This is a genomic window from Burkholderia sp. Ac-20353, assembly GCF_017104785.1.
In the GTDB taxonomy this organism is placed as follows: Bacteria; Pseudomonadota; Gammaproteobacteria; order Burkholderiales; family Burkholderiaceae; genus Burkholderia.
Genome location: NZ_JAAGPL010000095.1, coordinates 1 through 17,684, shown reverse-complemented (window position 1 = coordinate 17,684; position 17,684 = coordinate 1). Strand labels below are relative to the sequence as shown.

Below are 17,684 nucleotides of genomic sequence, written 5' to 3'. Positions count from 1 at the left end.
CTTAAAAATCAGCTGATTGGCGGAAAATTTCGGTCGATACTAGCCAGCGCGTATTCGTTTGTCAAAACAAATTAAAAAATACAATCGAGATAGTCAGATCATTGGCGTCCTATCACGCTTTCCAGACCGCTTTCAATAGCTTTTGTGTGTAAGGATGTGACGGTTTCGTGAAGATGTCGGCGACGTCGCCGGACTCGACGATCGCCCCGTCCTGCATCACCGCGACGCGGTGCGCCATCGCGCCGATCACCTCGAGGTCGTGGCTGATGAACACGTAGCCGAGGTTGTATTTCTGTTGCAAATTCGCGAGCAGCTTCAGCACCTGCTGCTGGATCGACACGTCGAGCGCCGACGTCGGCTCGTCGAGGATCAGGATGCGCGGCTCGAGCACGAGCGCACGGGCGATCGCGATCCGCTGGCGCTGCCCACCCGAGAACTCGTGCGGATAGCGGTGCATCACGGTGCGGTCGAGGCCGACTTCGCGCAGCACCGCGAGCGACTTCGCGCGCCGCGCGTCGGCCGACATGTCCGGACGATGCAGCTCGAGCCCCTCGCCGACGATCCGCTCGATCGTGTGGCGCGGCGACAGCGAACTGAATGGATCCTGAAATACGACCTGCATGTTCGAGCGCAGCGCGGTCTGCTCGCGGCCGCGGTAGCTCGACAGCGCGCGCCCCTGGAATTCGATCTCGCCGTGCGCGGTCTTCTGCAGCCCGAGCAGCGCCATCGCGAGCGTCGACTTGCCGGACCCCGACTCGCCGACGACCCCGAGCGTCTCGCCCTGTCGCACCGACACCGACACGTCCGCGACCGCGGTCACGCTTGCCGACCGGAACCAGCCCGCCACCCCCGGCCGCTTGCGCGCGAACTGCACGGTCACGTGGCGCGCGTCGAGCAGCACGGGTGCGATCGGCATCACCGGCATCACCGCACGCTGCGGCCGGCTGTTCAGCAGACGCTGCGTGTACGGGTGCTCGGGCGCCGCGAAGATCCGCTCGACCGGCCCGCTTTCGACGAGCCGGCCGCGCTCCATCACCGCCACGCGATCGGCGAAGTGCCGTACGAGGTTCAGGTCGTGCGTGATCAGCAGGATCGCCATCCCGCGCTTCTCGGCTTCGTCGCGCTGCAGCTCGAGCAGCAGCTCGACGATCTGCGCGCGGATCGTCACGTCGAGCGCGGTCGTCGGCTCGTCCGCGAGCAACAGGCGCGGGCGGCACGCGAGTGCCATCGCGATCATCGCGCGCTGCCGCTGGCCGCCCGACAGCTGGTGCGGATAGCTGTCGACGCGCTTGTCCGGCTCGGCGATGCCGGTGCGCGCGAGCAGCGCGATCGCCCGCTTGCGCGCCTCCCCGGCCGTCACCCTGTCGTGCAGCATGATCGTCTCGCCGATCTGCGAGCCGATCGTGTACAGCGGATTGAGCGCCGTCATCGGCTCCTGGAAGATCATCGCAATGTCGGAGCCGCGCAGCCCGCGCATCTCGCGCTCGCTGCAGTCCGCGAGATCCCGGCCGGCGAAGCGGATCGTGCCGCTCACCTGAGCATCGCGCAACAAGCGCAGCACCGACAGCGCGGTCACGCTCTTGCCCGAGCCCGACTCGCCGACGAGCGCGACGCGCTCGCCGCGGCCGATCGCGAGCGTCACGTCCTCGACCGCGACGGTGTCTCCGAAGCGCACCTGCACGCGCTCGAGCGACAGCAGCGGCTCGTCCGGCAGCAGCGTCGGCGCGCTCATCGCTGGCCTCCCGCCGCCTTCACGGAGTCGGCCATCCGTGTGTCGAGCGCGTTACGCAGCGCGTCGCCCATGAAGGTCAGCAACAGCAGCGTCGCGACCAGCACGCCGAACGTCGACAGTGAAATCCACCATGCATCGAGGTTGCCCTTGCCCTGCGCGAGCAGCTCGCCGAGGCTCGGCGTCGGCGGCGGCACGCCGAGCCCGAGAAAGTCGAGGCTCGTGAGCGCGAGAATCGCGCCGCTCATCCGGAACGGCAGGAACGTGATCACCGGCGTCAGGCTGTTCGGCAGCACGTGGCGCCAGATGATCTGCCCGTTCGACAGCCCCATCGCGCGCGCCGCACGCACGTAGTCCTGCGTGCGGTTGCGCAGGAATTCAGCGCGTACGTAGTCGGCGAGCCCGATCCAGCCGAACAGCGACAGCAGCACGATCAGCAGCAGGAAGCTCGGCTCGAAGATCGACGCGAAGATGATCAGCAGGTACAGCTCGGGCAGCGAGCTCCAGATCTCGATCAGGCGCTGCCCGACGATGTCGATGCGGCCGCCGAAGAAGCCCTGCACTGCGCCTGCGGCGATGCCGAGGATCGTGCCGATCAAGGTCAGGATCAGCCCGAATTCGACCGACACGCGGAACCCGTAGACGAGCCGCGCGAGCAGGTCGCGCCCCTGCGCGTCGGTGCCGAGCCAGTTCTCGCGCGACGGCGGTGCGGGGTTCGGCACCGTCGAGAAATAGTTCAGCGTGTCGTAGTGGTAGCGGTTCGGCGGATAGACGACGAAGTTGCCGGGCGCCTGGAGGCGCTTGCGGATATACGGATCGAGGTAGTCGGCGGGCGTCGGGAAGTCGCCGCCGAAGGTCGTCTCCGGATACGCGTGGAACATCGGGAAGTAATAGTGGCCGTCGTAGCGCACGACGAGCGGCTTGTCGTTCGACCACAGCGGCGCGGCGAGGCTCGCCGCGAACGCGACGACGAAGATCACGAGGCTCCAGTAGCCGAGGCGCTGCTGCGTGAAGCGCTGCCATACGCGGCGCGCAGGCGACGGCGACACACGCGCGCGCGCGGCGTCGACGCGGGACGACACGGTGGCCTGGCTCATGCGCGCCCTCCGCGGGCCGTCCGTGGCGTGCCGGCGGCAGCGTTGAAGCCTTGTCGGCAACGCGAGCGTGGGAGTCGTCTCAAATCAGCGCTCCAGGTTTTCGAATTGAATGCGCGGGTCGACCCACACGTAGCAAAGATCGGAAATCAGCTTGGTCGCGAGCCCGATCAGCGTAAACAGATACAGCGTGCCGAGCACGACCGGGTAATCCCGCCGTATCACCGATTCGTACGACAACAGCCCGAGGCCGTCGAGCGAAAACAGCGTCTCGATCAGCAGGCTGCCGGTAAAGAACGCGCCGATGAAGGCGGCCGGAAACCCGACGATGAGCGGCAGCATCGCATTGCGGAACACGTGCTTCCACAGCACGGTGCGCTCGGCTAGCCCCTTCGCGCGCGCGGTCAGCACGTACTGCCGGCGGATCTCGTCGAGGAACGCGTTCTTCGTCAGCATCGTGATGACCGCAAAGCTGCCGACGACCGACGCGGTGATCGGCAGCGCGATGTGCCACAGATAGTCGAGGATCTTGCCGGCGAGCGACAGGTTCGCGAAGTTGTCCGACGTGAGCCCGCGCAGCGGAAACAGCTGCCAGAACGACCCGCCACCGAACAGCACGAGCAGCAGCACGCCGAGCACGAAGCCCGGAATCGCATAGCCGACGAGCACGACGAGGCTCGTCGCGACGTCGAACGGCGAGCCGTTGCGCACGGCCTTCGCGATGCCGAGCGGCACCGAGATCAGGTAGGTGAGGAAGAACGTCCAGAGCCCGATGCTGATCGACACGGGCAGCTTCTGCACGATCAGCGACCATACGCTCTGGTGGCGAAAATAGCTGTCGCCGAGGTCGAAGCGCACGAAGCGCTTCAACATCAGCACATAGCGCTCGAGCGGCGGCTTGTCGAAACCGTACAGCGCCTTCAGCTGCGCGATCTGCTGCGGATCGACGCCCGTGTGCGCGCGCATCCCGAACGGCACCGCGCCCTGCTCCACCGCGCCCTTGCGCAATTCCTGCACGGCCTGTTCGACAGGGCCGCCCGGCACGAACTGGATCACGACGAACGTGAGCGTCAGCACGCCGACGAGCGTCGGGATCATCAGCAGCAGGCGTTTGAGAATGTAGCTCCACATAGGCGTCGACTCGCGATCGATAGGCAACGGTTGGACGAAGGCCGGCCCGGCCGGCAGGCGCGCGCCGGGCTCAACTGCCCGGCTTGACCCACCAGGTCGACACGACCCAGCCCTCCGCCGAATAGTACAGCGGCAGCGTCTGCGGATACGCGAGCGTGCGCTTGTACGCGATCCGGTGCGTCGTGCTGTACCACTGCGGGATCGCGTAGTAGCCGTGCATCAGCACGCGGTCGAGCGCATGGGTCGCATCGAGCAGCTGTTCGCGGGTCTGCGCGGCGCCGAGCGCCTGCAGCAGCGCATCGACGGCCGGCGACTTGAGCCCGGTGACGTTGTCGGAGCCCTGTTCGTCCGCGAACTTGCTGCCAAAGCGCGCAAGCTGCTCGGCGCCCGGTACCTGCACGCCCGGATAGCGGATCGTCGTCATGTCGTAGTCGAACGCTTCGAGACGCTTCTGCAGCAACGCGTAATCGGCCGTGCGGAATCGCGCGTCGATGCCGAGCTTCGCGAGATTGCGCTGGTACGCGATCACGACCGGCTCGAATGCGGAGCCCGCGTCGTCGAGGATCTCGAACGTGAACGGCTCGCCCTGCGCGTTGCGCAGCGCGCCGTCGCGATAGGTCCAGCCGGCTTCGGCAAGCAGCGCGCGCGCCTTCAGCAGGTTCGCGCGCAGCGAGCCCGGCGGATTCGTATTCGGCTGCACGACCATCGGGCCGAACACCGCCGGGTCGAGCTGCGCGCGCAGCGGCTCGAGCAGCGTGAGCTCGCCCGCGCCCGGCGTGCCGGTCGCCTGCAGGTCGGTGTCGGCGAAATAGCTGTCGAGGCGCGTGTAGCCACTGTAGAACAGCTGCCGGTTCAGCCATTCGAAATCGAACGCGAGATCGAGCGCCTTGCGCACTCGCACATCGCGGAACCGTGGCCGGCGCAGGTTCAACATGAAGCCCTGCATGCCCGCACCGTTGTGCTGACGGAACTCGCGCTTGACCAGCTCGCCGCTGTCGAAGCGTTTGCCGACGTCGCGCCGCACCCAGTTACGCGCGATGTACTCGACGAGCACGTCGTACTCGCCGGCCTTGAATGCCTCCAGCCGCGCGACGCCGTCGCCGTACAGCTTGTAGACGATGTGCTCGAAGTTGTTGGTGCCGACCCGCACCGGCAGGTCGGCGCCCCAGTACGCGGGATTGCGCCGGTACGTGATCGTGCGGCCGTTGTCGTAGTGCTCGATCAGATACGGGCCGCTGCCGATCGGCTGCTCGAACGCGAGCTGGTCGAACGGGATCCGCGTGCCGTCCGCGCGCAGCCCCCATTTGCGCGAGAACACCGGCACGCCGCCCGCGATCAGCGGCAGTTCGCGGTTGTGCTGGCGAAACTCGAAGCGCACCGTCTCGGTGTCGACGATCACCGCGCGTGTGATGTCGGCGAGGTATGCGCCGAACTGCGGCGCCGCCTGCTTGCTCTTCAGCGTGTCGAACGAATACTTGACGTCGGCCGCCGTCACCGGGTCGCCATTCGAGAAGCGCGCGCGCGGGTTCAGGTGGAACGTGACCGACAGCCTGTCCGGCGCGATCGAAATGTCGTCGGCCAGCAGCCCGTATGCGGAGGCCGGCTCGTCCGAGTTGCCGGTCGTCAGGCTCTCGAACAGCAGGTCGATGCCGGGCGCGATATTGCCGCGCATCGTATACGGGTTGAACTTGTCGAACGACGTGAGCCGGTTCGGGTTTGCGAGCACGAGCGTGCCACCCTTCGGCGCGTCCGGATTCACGTAGTCGAAATGCTTGAAGCCCGGCGGATACTTCGGCTCGCCGTACTGGGCAATCGCATGGACCGCATGTGCGGTGGTTGCGGCAAGCACGGCCTGCGCCAGCAGCACGGCCGCCACGCGGCCGGCGGCGCGCATGGCCCGTGCCGCGCCGGAACGGGCACGCGTGGCGGCTGCCCGGGGCGAACCCTTCGTCATAGAGGCCCTGTCGGTCGATTAAGGGGGCAATGTGCGAGGATTCTACCCATTCATAAGGCATTGCAGTCGATCACGCAGGGCCGACAGCCGCGCGACACCGGCGCACGCAAGAAAAAACCGCCCATCAGGGCGGTTTCATCGACGCCATCGACGCGCGGTGCGCGCGCGATCAATGCCTGCCGCGATCAATGCCAGCCATTATGGCGGCCGCGATCGTGATCATGATCCCAGCGGTCGCGATCCCAGCCGCCATGATGGCGATACCAGTCATCGCGGCCCCAGTAGCGGCGGCCATCCCAGTAGCGGTCGCCGTGCCAGCCGATCACGATCGCCGGCGCGGGCGCCACATACACGGGTGCCGGCTGGTAGACGACTGGCGGCGGAGGCGGCGGTGCATACACCGGCGCAGGCGCGACGTAGACCGGTGCCGGCACGCCTATGTTGATCCCGACATTGACACCCGCCATTGCTGCGCCCGACACGAGCAAGGCTGTGACTCCGGTCATGAGCGACGCAACACGCAAGGTCTTCATGGATTCCTCTTCTGGTTGTTTCGTGGATGAGTGGACTATAGCGGCATGCGGCGCGCATGCATATTTCCACTTTGTAAGAACTGATGCGCGGAATCGCAACGCGGACGCGCCGGTAACGTCTCGTAACTTTCGGCACCCGACCGGGGCCGCATCATGCGCGGCCGCGCGCTGGTCACACCCATGAAATGACAAAACCCCTCGCTCCGAAAAACGAGGGGTTCGTCAGCAGTCTGAAGCGGCCCTCGACGGGCCGCTTCGTTCGTTTACCGCGATGCGGGGTGGTATCCCCCGACGCCGCTTCAGCGCGACATCATGTTCATGCTGACGTTGTGCATCACCCACAACGTACCGATGATCAGGATCGCCGCCGTCAGCACCGTGTAGCTGAACGCCATCACGTTCCAGCGCTGCCCGGACGAGCCGTTCATGTGCAGGAAGTACACGAGATGCACGACGATCTGCACGAACGCGAGCGCCGCGAGCGCGACCAGCGACGCGTGCGGTGACAGCACGCCGCCCAGCACGAGCCCGAACGACGCGGCCGTGAGCACGACCGACAGGATGAACCCGGCGACATAGCCGCCGACGCTGCCGTGCCCTTCTTCAAGTTGAGACGAATGCGAATGGGCCATTTAGATCACGCTCGCAAGATAGACAAAGGAAAACACGCAGATCCACACGATGTCGAGGAAGTGCCAGAACAGGCTCAGGCACGTCAGGCGCCGGATGTCGCGATCTGTCAGCTCGGGCCGCGCGATGATCTGCGCGACGAGCACGATCATCCACACGAGGCCGGCCGTCACGTGCAGCCCGTGCGTGCCGACAAGCGTGAAGAACGACGACAGGAACGCGCTGCGCTGCGGGCCCGCGCCTTCCGCGATCAGGTGCGAGAACTCGCGCAGTTCCATCGCGAGGAACGCCGCGCCGAGCACGAACGTCACCGCGAGCCAACCGAGCGTCGCGCCGCGCTTGCCGCGATACGCGCCGAGCATCGCGAAGCCGTACGTGATGCTGGACAGCAGCAGCGCCGCGGTCTCGACCGCGACGCCCGGGATATCGAACAGGTCTTTTCCGGTCGGCCCGCCCGCGAACTGGTGGCCGAGCACCGCGAACGTCGCGAACAACGCCGCGAAGATCACGCAGTCGGTCATCAGGTACAGCCAGAAACCGAACACCGAATGCGACGGCGGATGATCATCCGCGTGATCGTGCGCGTGCAGGTTCACGTCCAGGGTTTTCTGCAACATCAGTTGGCCTCCAGTTCGACGTCGTCGACACGCGCGGCCACGCGCGTCTTGCCTTGCTTCTCTTCGATCCGCCGCACGGTCGACGCGGGGATGTAATAACCATCGTTGTCACGCGAGCTGTAGATCGCGAGCGTCGCGACGATGCCGACCAGCCCGGCGATCGCGAGCCACCAGATGTGCCACACGAGCGCGAAGCCGAGCGCGAGGCTGAAGATCCCGATCACGAGGCCTGCGCACGTATTCGACGGCATATGGATGTCGCGCAACGTCGCCGGATTCGGCCGGCCGTCGCCACGCGCCTTCATGTCGGCATACGCATCGAGCGAGCGCACTTGCGGAATCGCCGCGAAGTTGTATGCCGGCGGCGGCGACGTCGTCGCCCATTCGAGCGTGCGGCCGCCCCACGGATCACCCGTCGTGTCGCGATATTGCGGCAGGTTGCGGTTGCGGATGCTGACCACGAGCTGCAGCAGCTGGCAGCCGATGCCGATCGCAATCAGCACCGCACCGAACACGGCGACGAGCAGCCACGGATGCCATGCCGGGTTGTCGTAATGGTTCAGGCGGCGCGTCATGCCCATGAAGCCGAGCACGTACAGCGGCACGAACGCGACGTAGAAGCCGACCTGCCAGAACCAGAACGCGGCCTTGCCGAGCTTCTCGTTCAGCTTGAAGCCGAACGCCTTCGGGAACCAGTAGTTGAAGCCCGCGAGATAGCCGAACAGCACGCCGCCGATGATCACGTTATGGAAGTGCGCGATCAGGAACAGGCTGTTGTGCAGCACGAAGTCCGCGCCGGGGATCGCCATCATCACGCCGGTCATCCCGCCGAGCGTGAACGTGACCATGAAACCGATCGTCCACAGCACGGGCGTCGTGAATTCGATCCTGCCGCGGTACATCGTAAACAGCCAGTTGAACACCTTCACGCCGGTCGGGATCGCGATGATCATCGTCATGATCCCGAAGAACGCGTTCACGTTCGCCCCGGAGCCCATCGTGAAGAAGTGATGCAGCCACACGAGGAACGACAGCACCATGATCGCGCAGGTCGCGTACACCATCGTCTTGTAGCCGAACAGCGGCTTCTTCGCGAACGTCGCAATGACTTCCGAGAAGATCCCGAACGCCGGCAGGATCAGGATGTACACCTCCGGATGCCCCCACGCCCAGATCAGGTTCAGGTACAGCATCGCGTTGCCGCCGGCTTCGTTCGTGAAGAAGTGCATGCCGAAGTAGCGGTCGAGGCCGAGCAGCGCGAGCGTCGCGGTCAGGATCGGGAACGACGCCATGATCAGCACGTTCGTGCACAGCGCGGTCCACGTGAACACGGGCATCTTCATCAGCGTCATGCCCGGCGCGCGCATCTTGATGATCGTCACGAAGAAGTTCACGCCCGTCAGCAACGTGCCGACGCCGGAAATCTGCAGCGCCCACAGGTAATAGTCGACACCGACGCCCGGGCTGTACTGCAGCTCGGACAGCGGCGGATACGCGAGCCAGCCCGTCTGCGCGAATTCGCCGATCACGAGCGAGATGTTGATCAGGATCGCGCTGACCGCCGTCATCCAGAACGACAGCGAGTTGATGAACGGGAACGCGACGTCGCGCGCGCCGATCTGCAGCGGCACGATCAGGTTCATCAGGCCGACCATGAACACCATCGCCATGAAGAAGATCATGATCACGCCGTGCGCGGTGAAGATCTGGTCATAGTGATGCGGCGGCAGGAAGCCGGGCGCGTTGTACGACAGCGCGAGCTGCAGGCGCATCATGATCGCGTCGGCGAAGCCGCGCAGCAGCATGATGAATGCAACGATGATGTACATCGCGCCGATCTTCTTGTGATCGACCGACGTGAGCCATTCGCTCCACAGCCATTTCCACCGGCCGGAGATCGTCAGTGCGGCGAGTATGCCCAGCACGACGAGCCCCATGAAGGCGCCCGCCCCCATGATGATGGGCTGATCGAACGGGATCGCCGAAAGTGTCAGTTTGCCGAACATGCGTTATCCCTTCGTTCCGCAGGCGGCGTCCTTCAGGTCGAGGACGTGGCCATCGTTGTATTTCGCGATGATGTTGTGGAAGAGCTTCGGATCGACCGACGAGAAGTAGCGCACGGGCGCCTTCTCGCTCGGCTGTGCGACCGTGCCGTACGCGGTCATGTCGAGCCGGTCGGACGATGCCCTCACCTTCTGCACCCATGCGTCGAACTGCTCGCGCGGCTCGGCGAGCGTGCGGAACTTCATGTCGGAGAAGCCGCGGCCGCTGAAGTTCGCAGACGTGCCCGCGTAATCGCCCGCTTCATCGGCGATCAGGTGCAGGCGCGTCTGCATGCCGGCCATCGCATAGACCTGGCCGCCGAGCTGCGGGATGAAGAACGAGTTCATCACCGAATCCGACGTGATCCGGAAGTTCACCGGCGTGCCGACCGGAATCGCGAGCTGGTTCACCGACGCGATGCCGAGCTCCGGATAGATGAACAGCCACTTCCAGTCGAGCGCGACGACTTCGACGTCGATCGGCTTCACCGACGATTCGAGCGGCTTGTACGGGTCGAGCTCGTGCGTGGTCTTCCACGTGAGGACGCCGAGGAACAGGATGATCAGCGTCGGCACGGTCCAGATCACGACTTCGATCGCGGTCGAGTGCGACCACTCCGGCGCATAGGTCGCGTTGCGGTTCGACGCGCGATAACGCCACGCGAAGTACAGCGTCAGCAGGATCACCGGCACGACGACGATCAGCATCGCCCACGTCGACGTCGCGATCAGCGACTTCTCCGCGGCGCCGATGCTCCCTTTCGGATTTAGTACATCTAAATTACACCCTGAAAGGCTCATTGCCGCGCCGACTGAAAGCAGCGCCGACAAGCCTCTTGAAGCTCTTCTATTCATTACACAGCCTGGTCGTCATTGAATCCGTTGCGTATGCCCGATGCACAATCGATCCACGAAAGTGCCCGAATCATACGGCGAGCGGATTGTATGAAAATCAACACTTGAGGAAAATCATCATTTCAGTTTTCGCCCTGAGTCAGATTGTCGCGGGGGTGCGTCGCATGCGCGCACACGAGCCCGCCGCACACAGCAGCGAACAGGGAAAGATGCGCACGCAACCGTCCGCATGCGACGGGCCGCCTGCAGCAGGCCGCATGCAGTCCGTTGCGCGAGCGCGGCGACGTTCAGTCGTGCGCGGACACCACGTAGGCCGGCTGCGCGGGCGCGACGCCGTCCGCTGCAGGCACCTTCGAGTGATCGGCTTCGTCGATCAGGCGCGCGACCGTCGGATCGATCGCATCGGTGAACGGCTTCGGATCGATGCCGACCATCAGTACGACGAGCGCGAGCGACGCGAACATCACGATCTCGCGGCGGCTCAGGTCGGCAAGCTGCGCGATGCGCGGGCTCGCGATCTTGCCGAACACCACGCGCTTGAGCATCCACAGCGTGTATGACGCGCTGAAGATCAGCGTCAGCGCGGCGAGCGCACCGATCCAGAAGTTGAAGCGGATCGCGCCCATGATGACCATGAACTCGCCGACGAAGCCCGACGTGCCCGGCAGTCCGATGTTCGCCATCGAGAACAGCAACGCGAACGTCGCAAAACGCGGCATCACGCTCGCGACACCGCCGTATTCGGCAATCGCGCGGGTTTTCGTGCGGTCGGCGAGCACGCTCACGCAGAGCAGCATCGCACCGGCGACGAAGCCGTACGACACGAGCTGCACGATCGCACCTTCGACGCCGATCCGGTTGAACAGGAACAGGCCGAGCGTGACGAGCCCCATGTGCGCGACCGTCGAATACGCGAGCAGCTTCGCGAGGTCGGTCTGCGCGAGCGCGAGCAGGCTCGCGTAGACGATCGCGAACAGCGACAGCGCGATCACCGCCGGTGCGAAAAAGTGGCTCGCATCCGGCGTGATCGGCAGCGCGAAGCGCAGGAACCCGTAGCCGCCGAGCTTCAGCATGCCGAGCATCAGCGCGGCGCCCGTCGGGCCATCCGAGTACACGTCGCGCAGCCACGTATGCACCGGCCACATCGGCACCTTGACCGCGAATGCCGCGAAGAAGCCGAGGAACACCAGCAGCTGCGGCGCGAAGCCGAGCTGCAGCGTGCGCCAGGCCGTCATGTCGAACGTATGCGATTGCGCGTACAGGTACAGCATCGCCATCAGCAGCAGCAGCGAGCCCGCGAGCGAGATGAAGAAGAACTTCACCGCCGCGTACACGCGCTGCTCGCGGCCCCAGGTGCCAATCAGCAGGTAGAGCGGAATCAGCGTCGCCTCGAAGAAGATGAAGAACAGCAGGCCGTCCTGCGCCGCGAACACGCCGACCATCAGCCCCGACAGGATCAGGAACGACGCGAGGTATTGCGCGACGCGCACCGTGATCGACTCCCACGACGCAATCACGATCACAAGCGTGGTGAACGCGGTCAGCACGACGAGCCACAGCGACGCGCCGTCGATGCCGAGGCGCCAGCCCGAATCGAATGCGGCGAGCCAGTCGCGGTGCTCGACGAATTGCAGCGCGGCCGAATGGGTATCGAAGCCCGTGACGAGCGGCACGACGGCCGCGAACCCCGCGAGCGCGCCGGCGAGCGCGATCAGCCGCGTGCGGCGTGGATGACGGTCGGAACCGGCGCGCAACAGGCACACGCCAAACAGGATCGGAACCCAGATCGCCAGGCTCAGATAGGGGAAATCATGCATGTCAGTCAAACCTTGAGAGTGTCGTGCGCTGGATCGGGGGCAGGCGCGACGAAAGGAACGAAATGGAATCGACAGGTAGATTTCGTGGATCGCCGGTGTCGGGCAAATGTAAAGCGCCATCAAGCGGTAACTTGACGCCGCGCAAATTCTGCCGGGTTAACGAGCATAAGGCCGATGATTATTTTCTGCAGCGCAGCAAATTCGTGTTTTTGCGTAACGCGAACATGTGCATGATTTTTATACGTAATTTTGCGTCATGAATGGGGGCGATCTCGATCGATTCTCGATGCAACGCCGCATTTTTGACTCGACCGGCCGGCGTCGCGCATGCGACGACATCGCTCGCCAGTTGCCCAATCGCTGCTGGTGATGGCCGGAAATTCTTACAGCACGTCTTACAAATAAATATCAATGACTCATTTCACGGCGCTGACTGCCAGACAAATCGCGTCGATTGGCAAACGCCGCGCCAGCCCTCTTCCATCCGGCCGCCCCGCGACGGCAACTCACATCGCTTGCGCACGAATCCACAAACACGGAACTATTCGGCTCCGGCAGCGATCTTGTTAACTTCAGCCACCGCACTCCTCGACGGGCCACCGCCCTGGCGCGCGCCCGCATGTCAGCTCATGCGACACCTCCTGCTCGGCTCGCTGCTCGCGATATTCGTCATCGCCGCCCACGCGGCTCCCCCCGCGCCGGCCAGCGCGCCAGCAAGCGCATCGGCCAGTGCACCGGCCTCGTCCGGCGCCGTGCCTGCGCTGGCGCCACAGCAGGCGCAACAGGCGCTCGCCGTGCTCGAGAATCCGCGCGAGCGGGCCCAGGTCGAAACGACCTTGCGCGCAATCGCCGCCGCGGGCGCGCTGAGCACGCCCACGGTTCCCGCGAACGCGGCGGTGCCCGCGAGCGCCGCATCTACGGCCACGTCTACGGCCGCGACGCCGCCTGCGCTCACGTCGAACGGCCTCGCGTCGATGCTCGTTCGCCAGGGCTCGCGCTGGGCAACGGAAATCCGTATTGCGCTGAGCGAGTCGCTGCACTCGCTGCACGACGTCGGCTCGGTCGGCACCTGGTGGCGCAACACGCTGGTCCGCGCGGACGAACGCGCCGACCTCGCGCACGCACTGTCGATCATCGTCGCCGTGCTGCTGCCCGCGCTCGTCGTCGAATGGCTCTCGAGGCGGTTGCTGCGACGCACGCTGACCGCGCTGGCCGCGCGTCGCGCGGGCATGTCGCGCCGACCCGCGTCTGGCCCGCAAGCGTCCGACGATGATCCGGGTGCGGCCGATGCAGCCGATGCGACAGATACGGCCGACACAGCGCAACCGCCGGATTCCCCCGATGCGACTCAGGCATCGTTGCGCGGACGCGGCCACGCGCGGCTTCATCGCACGCTGCTGTACCGGATGCCGCGCGCAATCGCGAGCCTGCTGCTGCGTGCGGTGCCGCTGCTCGTGTTCGTCGGCGCCGCGAGCCTGACCACGTCGCTCCTCGCCGCCAACGGCACGCCAGCCGAGACCGCGCTCGAATCGCTGATCGACATCTACGTGATCTGCCGCCTGATCGCGATCGTGAGCGAGCTGTTCTTCCAGCCGGAAGCGCCGCAACTGCGTCTGCTGCATATCAGCGACCGGTGGGCGGGCTTCGCGCAGCACTCGATCGACCGGATCGTGCTCGTCGTCGGTGGCTGCACGGCCGTCGTCGAGATCGCCGCGAACTTCGGCCTCAGTGAAACGGGCCACGTCGCGCTGCTGAAGGCCGTCGCGCTCGTCGGCCATGTGATGGTGTCGGTGCTGATCCTCCAATGCAGCCGCCCCGTCGCCGCGCGGATCCGCGCACTCGGCACAGGCCGGCCGTCGTTCGCGGTCGCCGGCAATGCGCTCGCGGACGCGTGGGCACCCGCGGCTGTCTTCGTCGTGATGGCGCTGTGGTTCGTATGGGCGCTCGACGTCCACCACGGCTACCGCGTGCTGATCACGCTCGGCGGCCGCTCGATCGCCGCGATGATCGGCATGCGAATCGTGTCGATCGTCGTGTTCGGCGCGCTCGCGCGCCTGTTCGAGCGCGACGACGACCGCACGCTCGTCCATCGCCACGCGTACCGTTACTACCCGCTGCTGCGGCAACTGGTGTCGGCCTTCATCGGCATCGTGACGATCGTGCTGCTGCTGCGGATCTGGGGTGTACCGGTGTTCCGCGCGTTCGAGTCCGGCACGATCGGGCACCGTCTCGCATCGGCGCTCGCGACGATCGCGATCGCCGCCGTGATCGCGCTCGTTGCGTGGGAAGCCGCGAACATCGCGATCGAACGGCGCCTACAGCAGTGGACCCGCGACGGCAACCTGATGCGCGCGGCGCGGCTGCGCACGCTGCTGCCGATGATCCGTTCTCTGCTGTTCGTGCTCATTGCGCTCGTCGTCGTGATGACGGGCCTGAGCGAGATCGGCGTGAACGTCGGCCCGCTGCTCGCGGGTGCCAGCATCTTCGGCGTTGCGCTCGGCTTCGGCTCGCAGAAGCTCGTGCAGGACTTCATCACCGGCATCTTCCTGCTGATGGAGAACGCGATGCAGGTCGGCGACTGGGTCACGCTCGCCGGCGTATCGGGCACGGTCGAGTACCTGTCGATCCGCACGGTGCGACTGCGCGCCGGCGACGGCTCGCTGCACACGGTCCCGTTCAGTTCGGTGACGACCGTCAACAACACGAATCGCGGGCTTGGCAACGCGGCCGTCAAGGTCAGCGTCGCGTACGGCGAGGACATCGATCGCGCGGTCGCGACCCTGAAGGAAATCGGCGCTGCATTACGCGACGATCCGAAGTACCGCGACGGCATCCTGTCGGATTTCAGCTATTGGGGCGTCGACCAGGTCGACGGCGCGGCGGTCGCGCTGAGCGGGCAGATGCAGTGTACGGACACGACGCGCTGGGGCGTGCAGCGCGAATTCAACCGGCGGATCGCCGATACGTTCCGTGCGCGCGGGATCCGGATCGCGAATCCGCAACGCAGCCTGGTCGCGCGCGAGGAGGATACGTCGGACGGCGACGACAGCGACGGCGCGCGCAGCACGACGAATGCGCCGAAGACGCCCGGCACGCGCTCGCCAAGGCCAAACTGAGAACCGGAAAAAGAAAAGCCCCGCAAGTCCGAGAACTTGCGGGGCTTGTTCCGCCATTTCTGGCGGAGACGGAGGGATTCGAACCCTCGATCCAGGTTTTGGCCCAGATGCTCCCTTAGCAGGGGAGTGCCTTCGACCTCTCGGCCACGTCTCCCAAACTTTCGCTCGCACCAGGGAGGCAGTGCGACGAGAACGAAATAATATAGGGATTCGAACCGCAGGTCAATTTCTTTGATGCATTTTTTTCTTCAATGCATCACGAAAATTTCATTACGCCTGGTCGAGTTCGAATGCCTTGTGCAGCGCGCGGACCGCCAGTTCCATGTACTTCTCGTCGATCAGCACCGAAATCTTGATCTCGGACGTCGAGATCATCTGGATGTTGATGCCCTCTTCCGACAGCGTGCGGAACATCTTGCTCGCGACACCGACGTGCGAACGCATGCCGACGCCGACGACCGACACCTTCGACACCTTCGGGTCGCCCTGCACCTGCTCGGCGTTCACGTGGCCCTTGACCTGGTCGGTCAGGATGTCCATCGCGCGCTGGTAGTCACCGCGGCCGACCGTGAACGTAAAGTCCGTCTTGCCCTGCACGCTCTGGTTCTGGATGATCATGTCGACGTCGATGTTCGCGTCGGCGACCGGGCCGAGGATCTGATACGCGATGCCCGGCTTGTCGGGCACGCCCATCACCGCAATGCGTGCTTCGTCGCGCTGGAACGCGATGCCGGAAATGACTGCCTTTTCCATGGTCTCGTCTTCTTCAAAAGTAATCAGGGTGCCCGAGCGCATTTCTTCGTCGAGCGCAATCAGCGGATCGGTCAGGCTCGACAGCACACGCGTCTTCACCTGGTATTTCCCGGCGAATTCGACCGAGCGGATCTGCAGGACCTTCGAGCCGAGGCTCGCCATTTCCAGCATCTCCTCGAACGTCACGCGATCGAGGCGGCGCGCCTCTTCGACCACGCGCGGATCGGTCGTGTAGACGCCGTCGACGTCCGTATAGATCAGGCACTCTTCGGCATCCAGCGCCGCTGCGACCGCCACCGCCGACGTGTCCGAGCCGCCGCGGCCGAGCGTCGTGATGTGGCCGTCCGGATCGACGCCCTGGAAGCCCGTGATGATCACGACCTTGCCGGCGTTCAGATCGGCCTTCACGCGCTCGTCGTCGATCGAGTGGATGCGCGCTTTCGTGAACGCGCTGTCAGTCTTGATCGGCACTTGCCAGCCGGCATAGCTCACGGCCTCGACACCGATTTCCTGCAGCGCGATCGACAGCAGGCCGACGCTGACCTGCTCGCCGGTCGACGCGATCATGTCGAGCTCACGCGGGCTCGGCTGGCTCGAAATCTCTTTCGCGAGACCGAGCAGACGGTTGGTTTCGCCGGACATCGCGGACGGCACGACCACCAGCTGGTGCCCGGCCTGATGCCATTTTGCGACGCGTTTCGCGACGTTCTTGATGCGCTCGACCGAGCCCATCGAAGTGCCGCCGTATTTATGTACGATGAGTGCCATTGTCGTTCTGAACTGGAGGAGAGACCGCACGGGCGCGCTGGGCAGGCCGCGTTGCCGTTCGGTCACGCGGCTTGTGGCTGTGGACGGACGACGAGGGGAACGGCTGGGACGCAACACGCAAGCGTGACGGATTTTGCCCGGAAGGCCGATCAGGCCGCGCAAACCGGGTACGTCACGCGGAAAACCTGCACAAAAAGCTCAAAAATCGAGCCGAGCAAACGACCGAGCGTACCCGATCAACGCCCGGTTGACAAGCCGCATGCCGCGCCGGCACGCGTTCCGGCGCTGTTTACCAAATGGTGAAAATGCGCGCGGCGTCGTTGCACATGCGTTGTGCACGACTTGTGCACGAGCAGGGCACGTGCTTTGCAAGATTCCGCCCGAATTACGCGATCAACAGATCCGGGCGCCATTCGATCCGGCGCCATGCGCGGCTGCCAGGCGCACCGTCGTCGCGATTGACGCCGAGCCGCGGCACGAACAGCAGGCGCTCGCCCGTGAACAGCAGCGGCACGTCGCGCTGCCACGCCGGCACGCCGCGCTCCTGAAACAGGTTCTTCAGCGTGCGGCCGGGCCCGCCCGGCGCCGTGCGCATCCGTTCGCCGCCAGCGCGGGCGCGTGCGATCAGCGGAGCCGCGCGCAGCG

At 65.1% G+C, this 17,684-nt stretch carries 13 protein-coding genes and 1 tRNA gene; 1 reads left to right on the top strand and 13 read right to left on the bottom strand.

Annotated features, from left to right (window positions below; all coding sequences use genetic code 11):
* Nucleotides 1–112: 112 nt before the first annotated feature.
* From G3N94_RS24425 to G3N94_RS24380, 10 genes are all read right to left on the bottom strand, one after another.
* Entirely contained in the window at nucleotides 113–1,732 is a 1,620-nt protein-coding gene (locus G3N94_RS24425; protein WP_205795134.1) for a dipeptide ABC transporter ATP-binding protein, read from the bottom strand.
* The gene (locus G3N94_RS24420; protein ID WP_205795133.1) at nucleotides 1,729–2,826 is read right to left on the bottom strand and encodes an ABC transporter permease; all 1,098 of its coding nucleotides are present in this window, start codon (nucleotides 2,824–2,826) and stop codon (nucleotides 1,729–1,731) included. The genes G3N94_RS24425 and G3N94_RS24420 overlap by 4 nt, the downstream gene beginning before the upstream one ends.
* Before the next feature lie 84 nt (nucleotides 2,827–2,910).
* A complete protein-coding gene (locus tag G3N94_RS24415) occupies nucleotides 2,911–3,954 on the bottom strand; it encodes an ABC transporter permease subunit (RefSeq protein ID WP_205795132.1) in 1,044 nt (347 codons plus the stop codon).
* A gap of 70 nt (nucleotides 3,955–4,024) precedes the next feature.
* Nucleotides 4,025–5,908, bottom strand: coding sequence for an extracellular solute-binding protein (locus tag G3N94_RS24410; protein WP_205795131.1), 1,884 nt, complete (start codon nucleotides 5,906–5,908; stop codon nucleotides 4,025–4,027).
* Nucleotides 5,909–6,093: 185 nt separating this feature from the next.
* A complete protein-coding gene (locus G3N94_RS24405; protein WP_205795130.1) occupies nucleotides 6,094–6,441 on the bottom strand; it encodes a hypothetical protein in 348 nt (115 codons plus the stop codon).
* 299 nt (nucleotides 6,442–6,740) lie between these two features.
* Nucleotides 6,741–7,073, bottom strand: coding sequence for a cytochrome o ubiquinol oxidase subunit IV (gene cyoD / locus G3N94_RS24400; RefSeq protein ID WP_205795129.1), 333 nt, complete (start codon nucleotides 7,071–7,073; stop codon nucleotides 6,741–6,743).
* Entirely contained in the window at nucleotides 7,074–7,688 is a 615-nt protein-coding gene (gene cyoC / locus G3N94_RS24395) for a cytochrome o ubiquinol oxidase subunit III (RefSeq protein WP_205795128.1), read from the bottom strand.
* The gene (gene cyoB / locus G3N94_RS24390; protein WP_205795127.1) at nucleotides 7,688–9,694 is read right to left on the bottom strand and encodes a cytochrome o ubiquinol oxidase subunit I; all 2,007 of its coding nucleotides are present in this window, start codon (nucleotides 9,692–9,694) and stop codon (nucleotides 7,688–7,690) included. The genes cyoC and cyoB overlap by 1 nt, the downstream gene beginning before the upstream one ends.
* Before the next feature lie 3 nt (nucleotides 9,695–9,697).
* The gene (cyoA, locus tag G3N94_RS24385) at nucleotides 9,698–10,585 is read right to left on the bottom strand and encodes a ubiquinol oxidase subunit II (RefSeq protein ID WP_205795126.1); all 888 of its coding nucleotides are present in this window, start codon (nucleotides 10,583–10,585) and stop codon (nucleotides 9,698–9,700) included.
* 287 nt (nucleotides 10,586–10,872) lie between these two features.
* The gene (locus G3N94_RS24380) at nucleotides 10,873–12,402 is read right to left on the bottom strand and encodes an NADH-quinone oxidoreductase subunit M (protein ID WP_205795125.1); all 1,530 of its coding nucleotides are present in this window, start codon (nucleotides 12,400–12,402) and stop codon (nucleotides 10,873–10,875) included.
* A gap of 629 nt (nucleotides 12,403–13,031) precedes the next feature.
* Here G3N94_RS24380 and G3N94_RS24375 point away from each other — a divergent pair.
* Entirely contained in the window at nucleotides 13,032–15,518 is a 2,487-nt protein-coding gene (locus G3N94_RS24375) for a mechanosensitive ion channel domain-containing protein (RefSeq protein ID WP_205795124.1), read from the top strand.
* A gap of 60 nt (nucleotides 15,519–15,578) precedes the next feature.
* Here the strand turns inward: G3N94_RS24375 and G3N94_RS24370 are convergent.
* From G3N94_RS24370 to tilS, 3 genes are all read right to left on the bottom strand, one after another.
* A tRNA-Ser gene (locus tag G3N94_RS24370) sits at nucleotides 15,579–15,672 on the bottom strand.
* Nucleotides 15,673–15,788: 116 nt separating this feature from the next.
* Nucleotides 15,789–17,039: an aspartate kinase gene (locus G3N94_RS24365; RefSeq protein ID WP_205795123.1), complete on the bottom strand. Its 1,251-nt coding sequence runs from the start codon at nucleotides 17,037–17,039 to the stop codon at nucleotides 15,789–15,791.
* A gap of 385 nt (nucleotides 17,040–17,424) precedes the next feature.
* Nucleotides 17,425–17,684, bottom strand: a 260-nt coding sequence (gene tilS / locus G3N94_RS24360; RefSeq protein ID WP_205795122.1) for a tRNA lysidine(34) synthetase TilS, incomplete at its 5' end; no start/stop codon positions are given.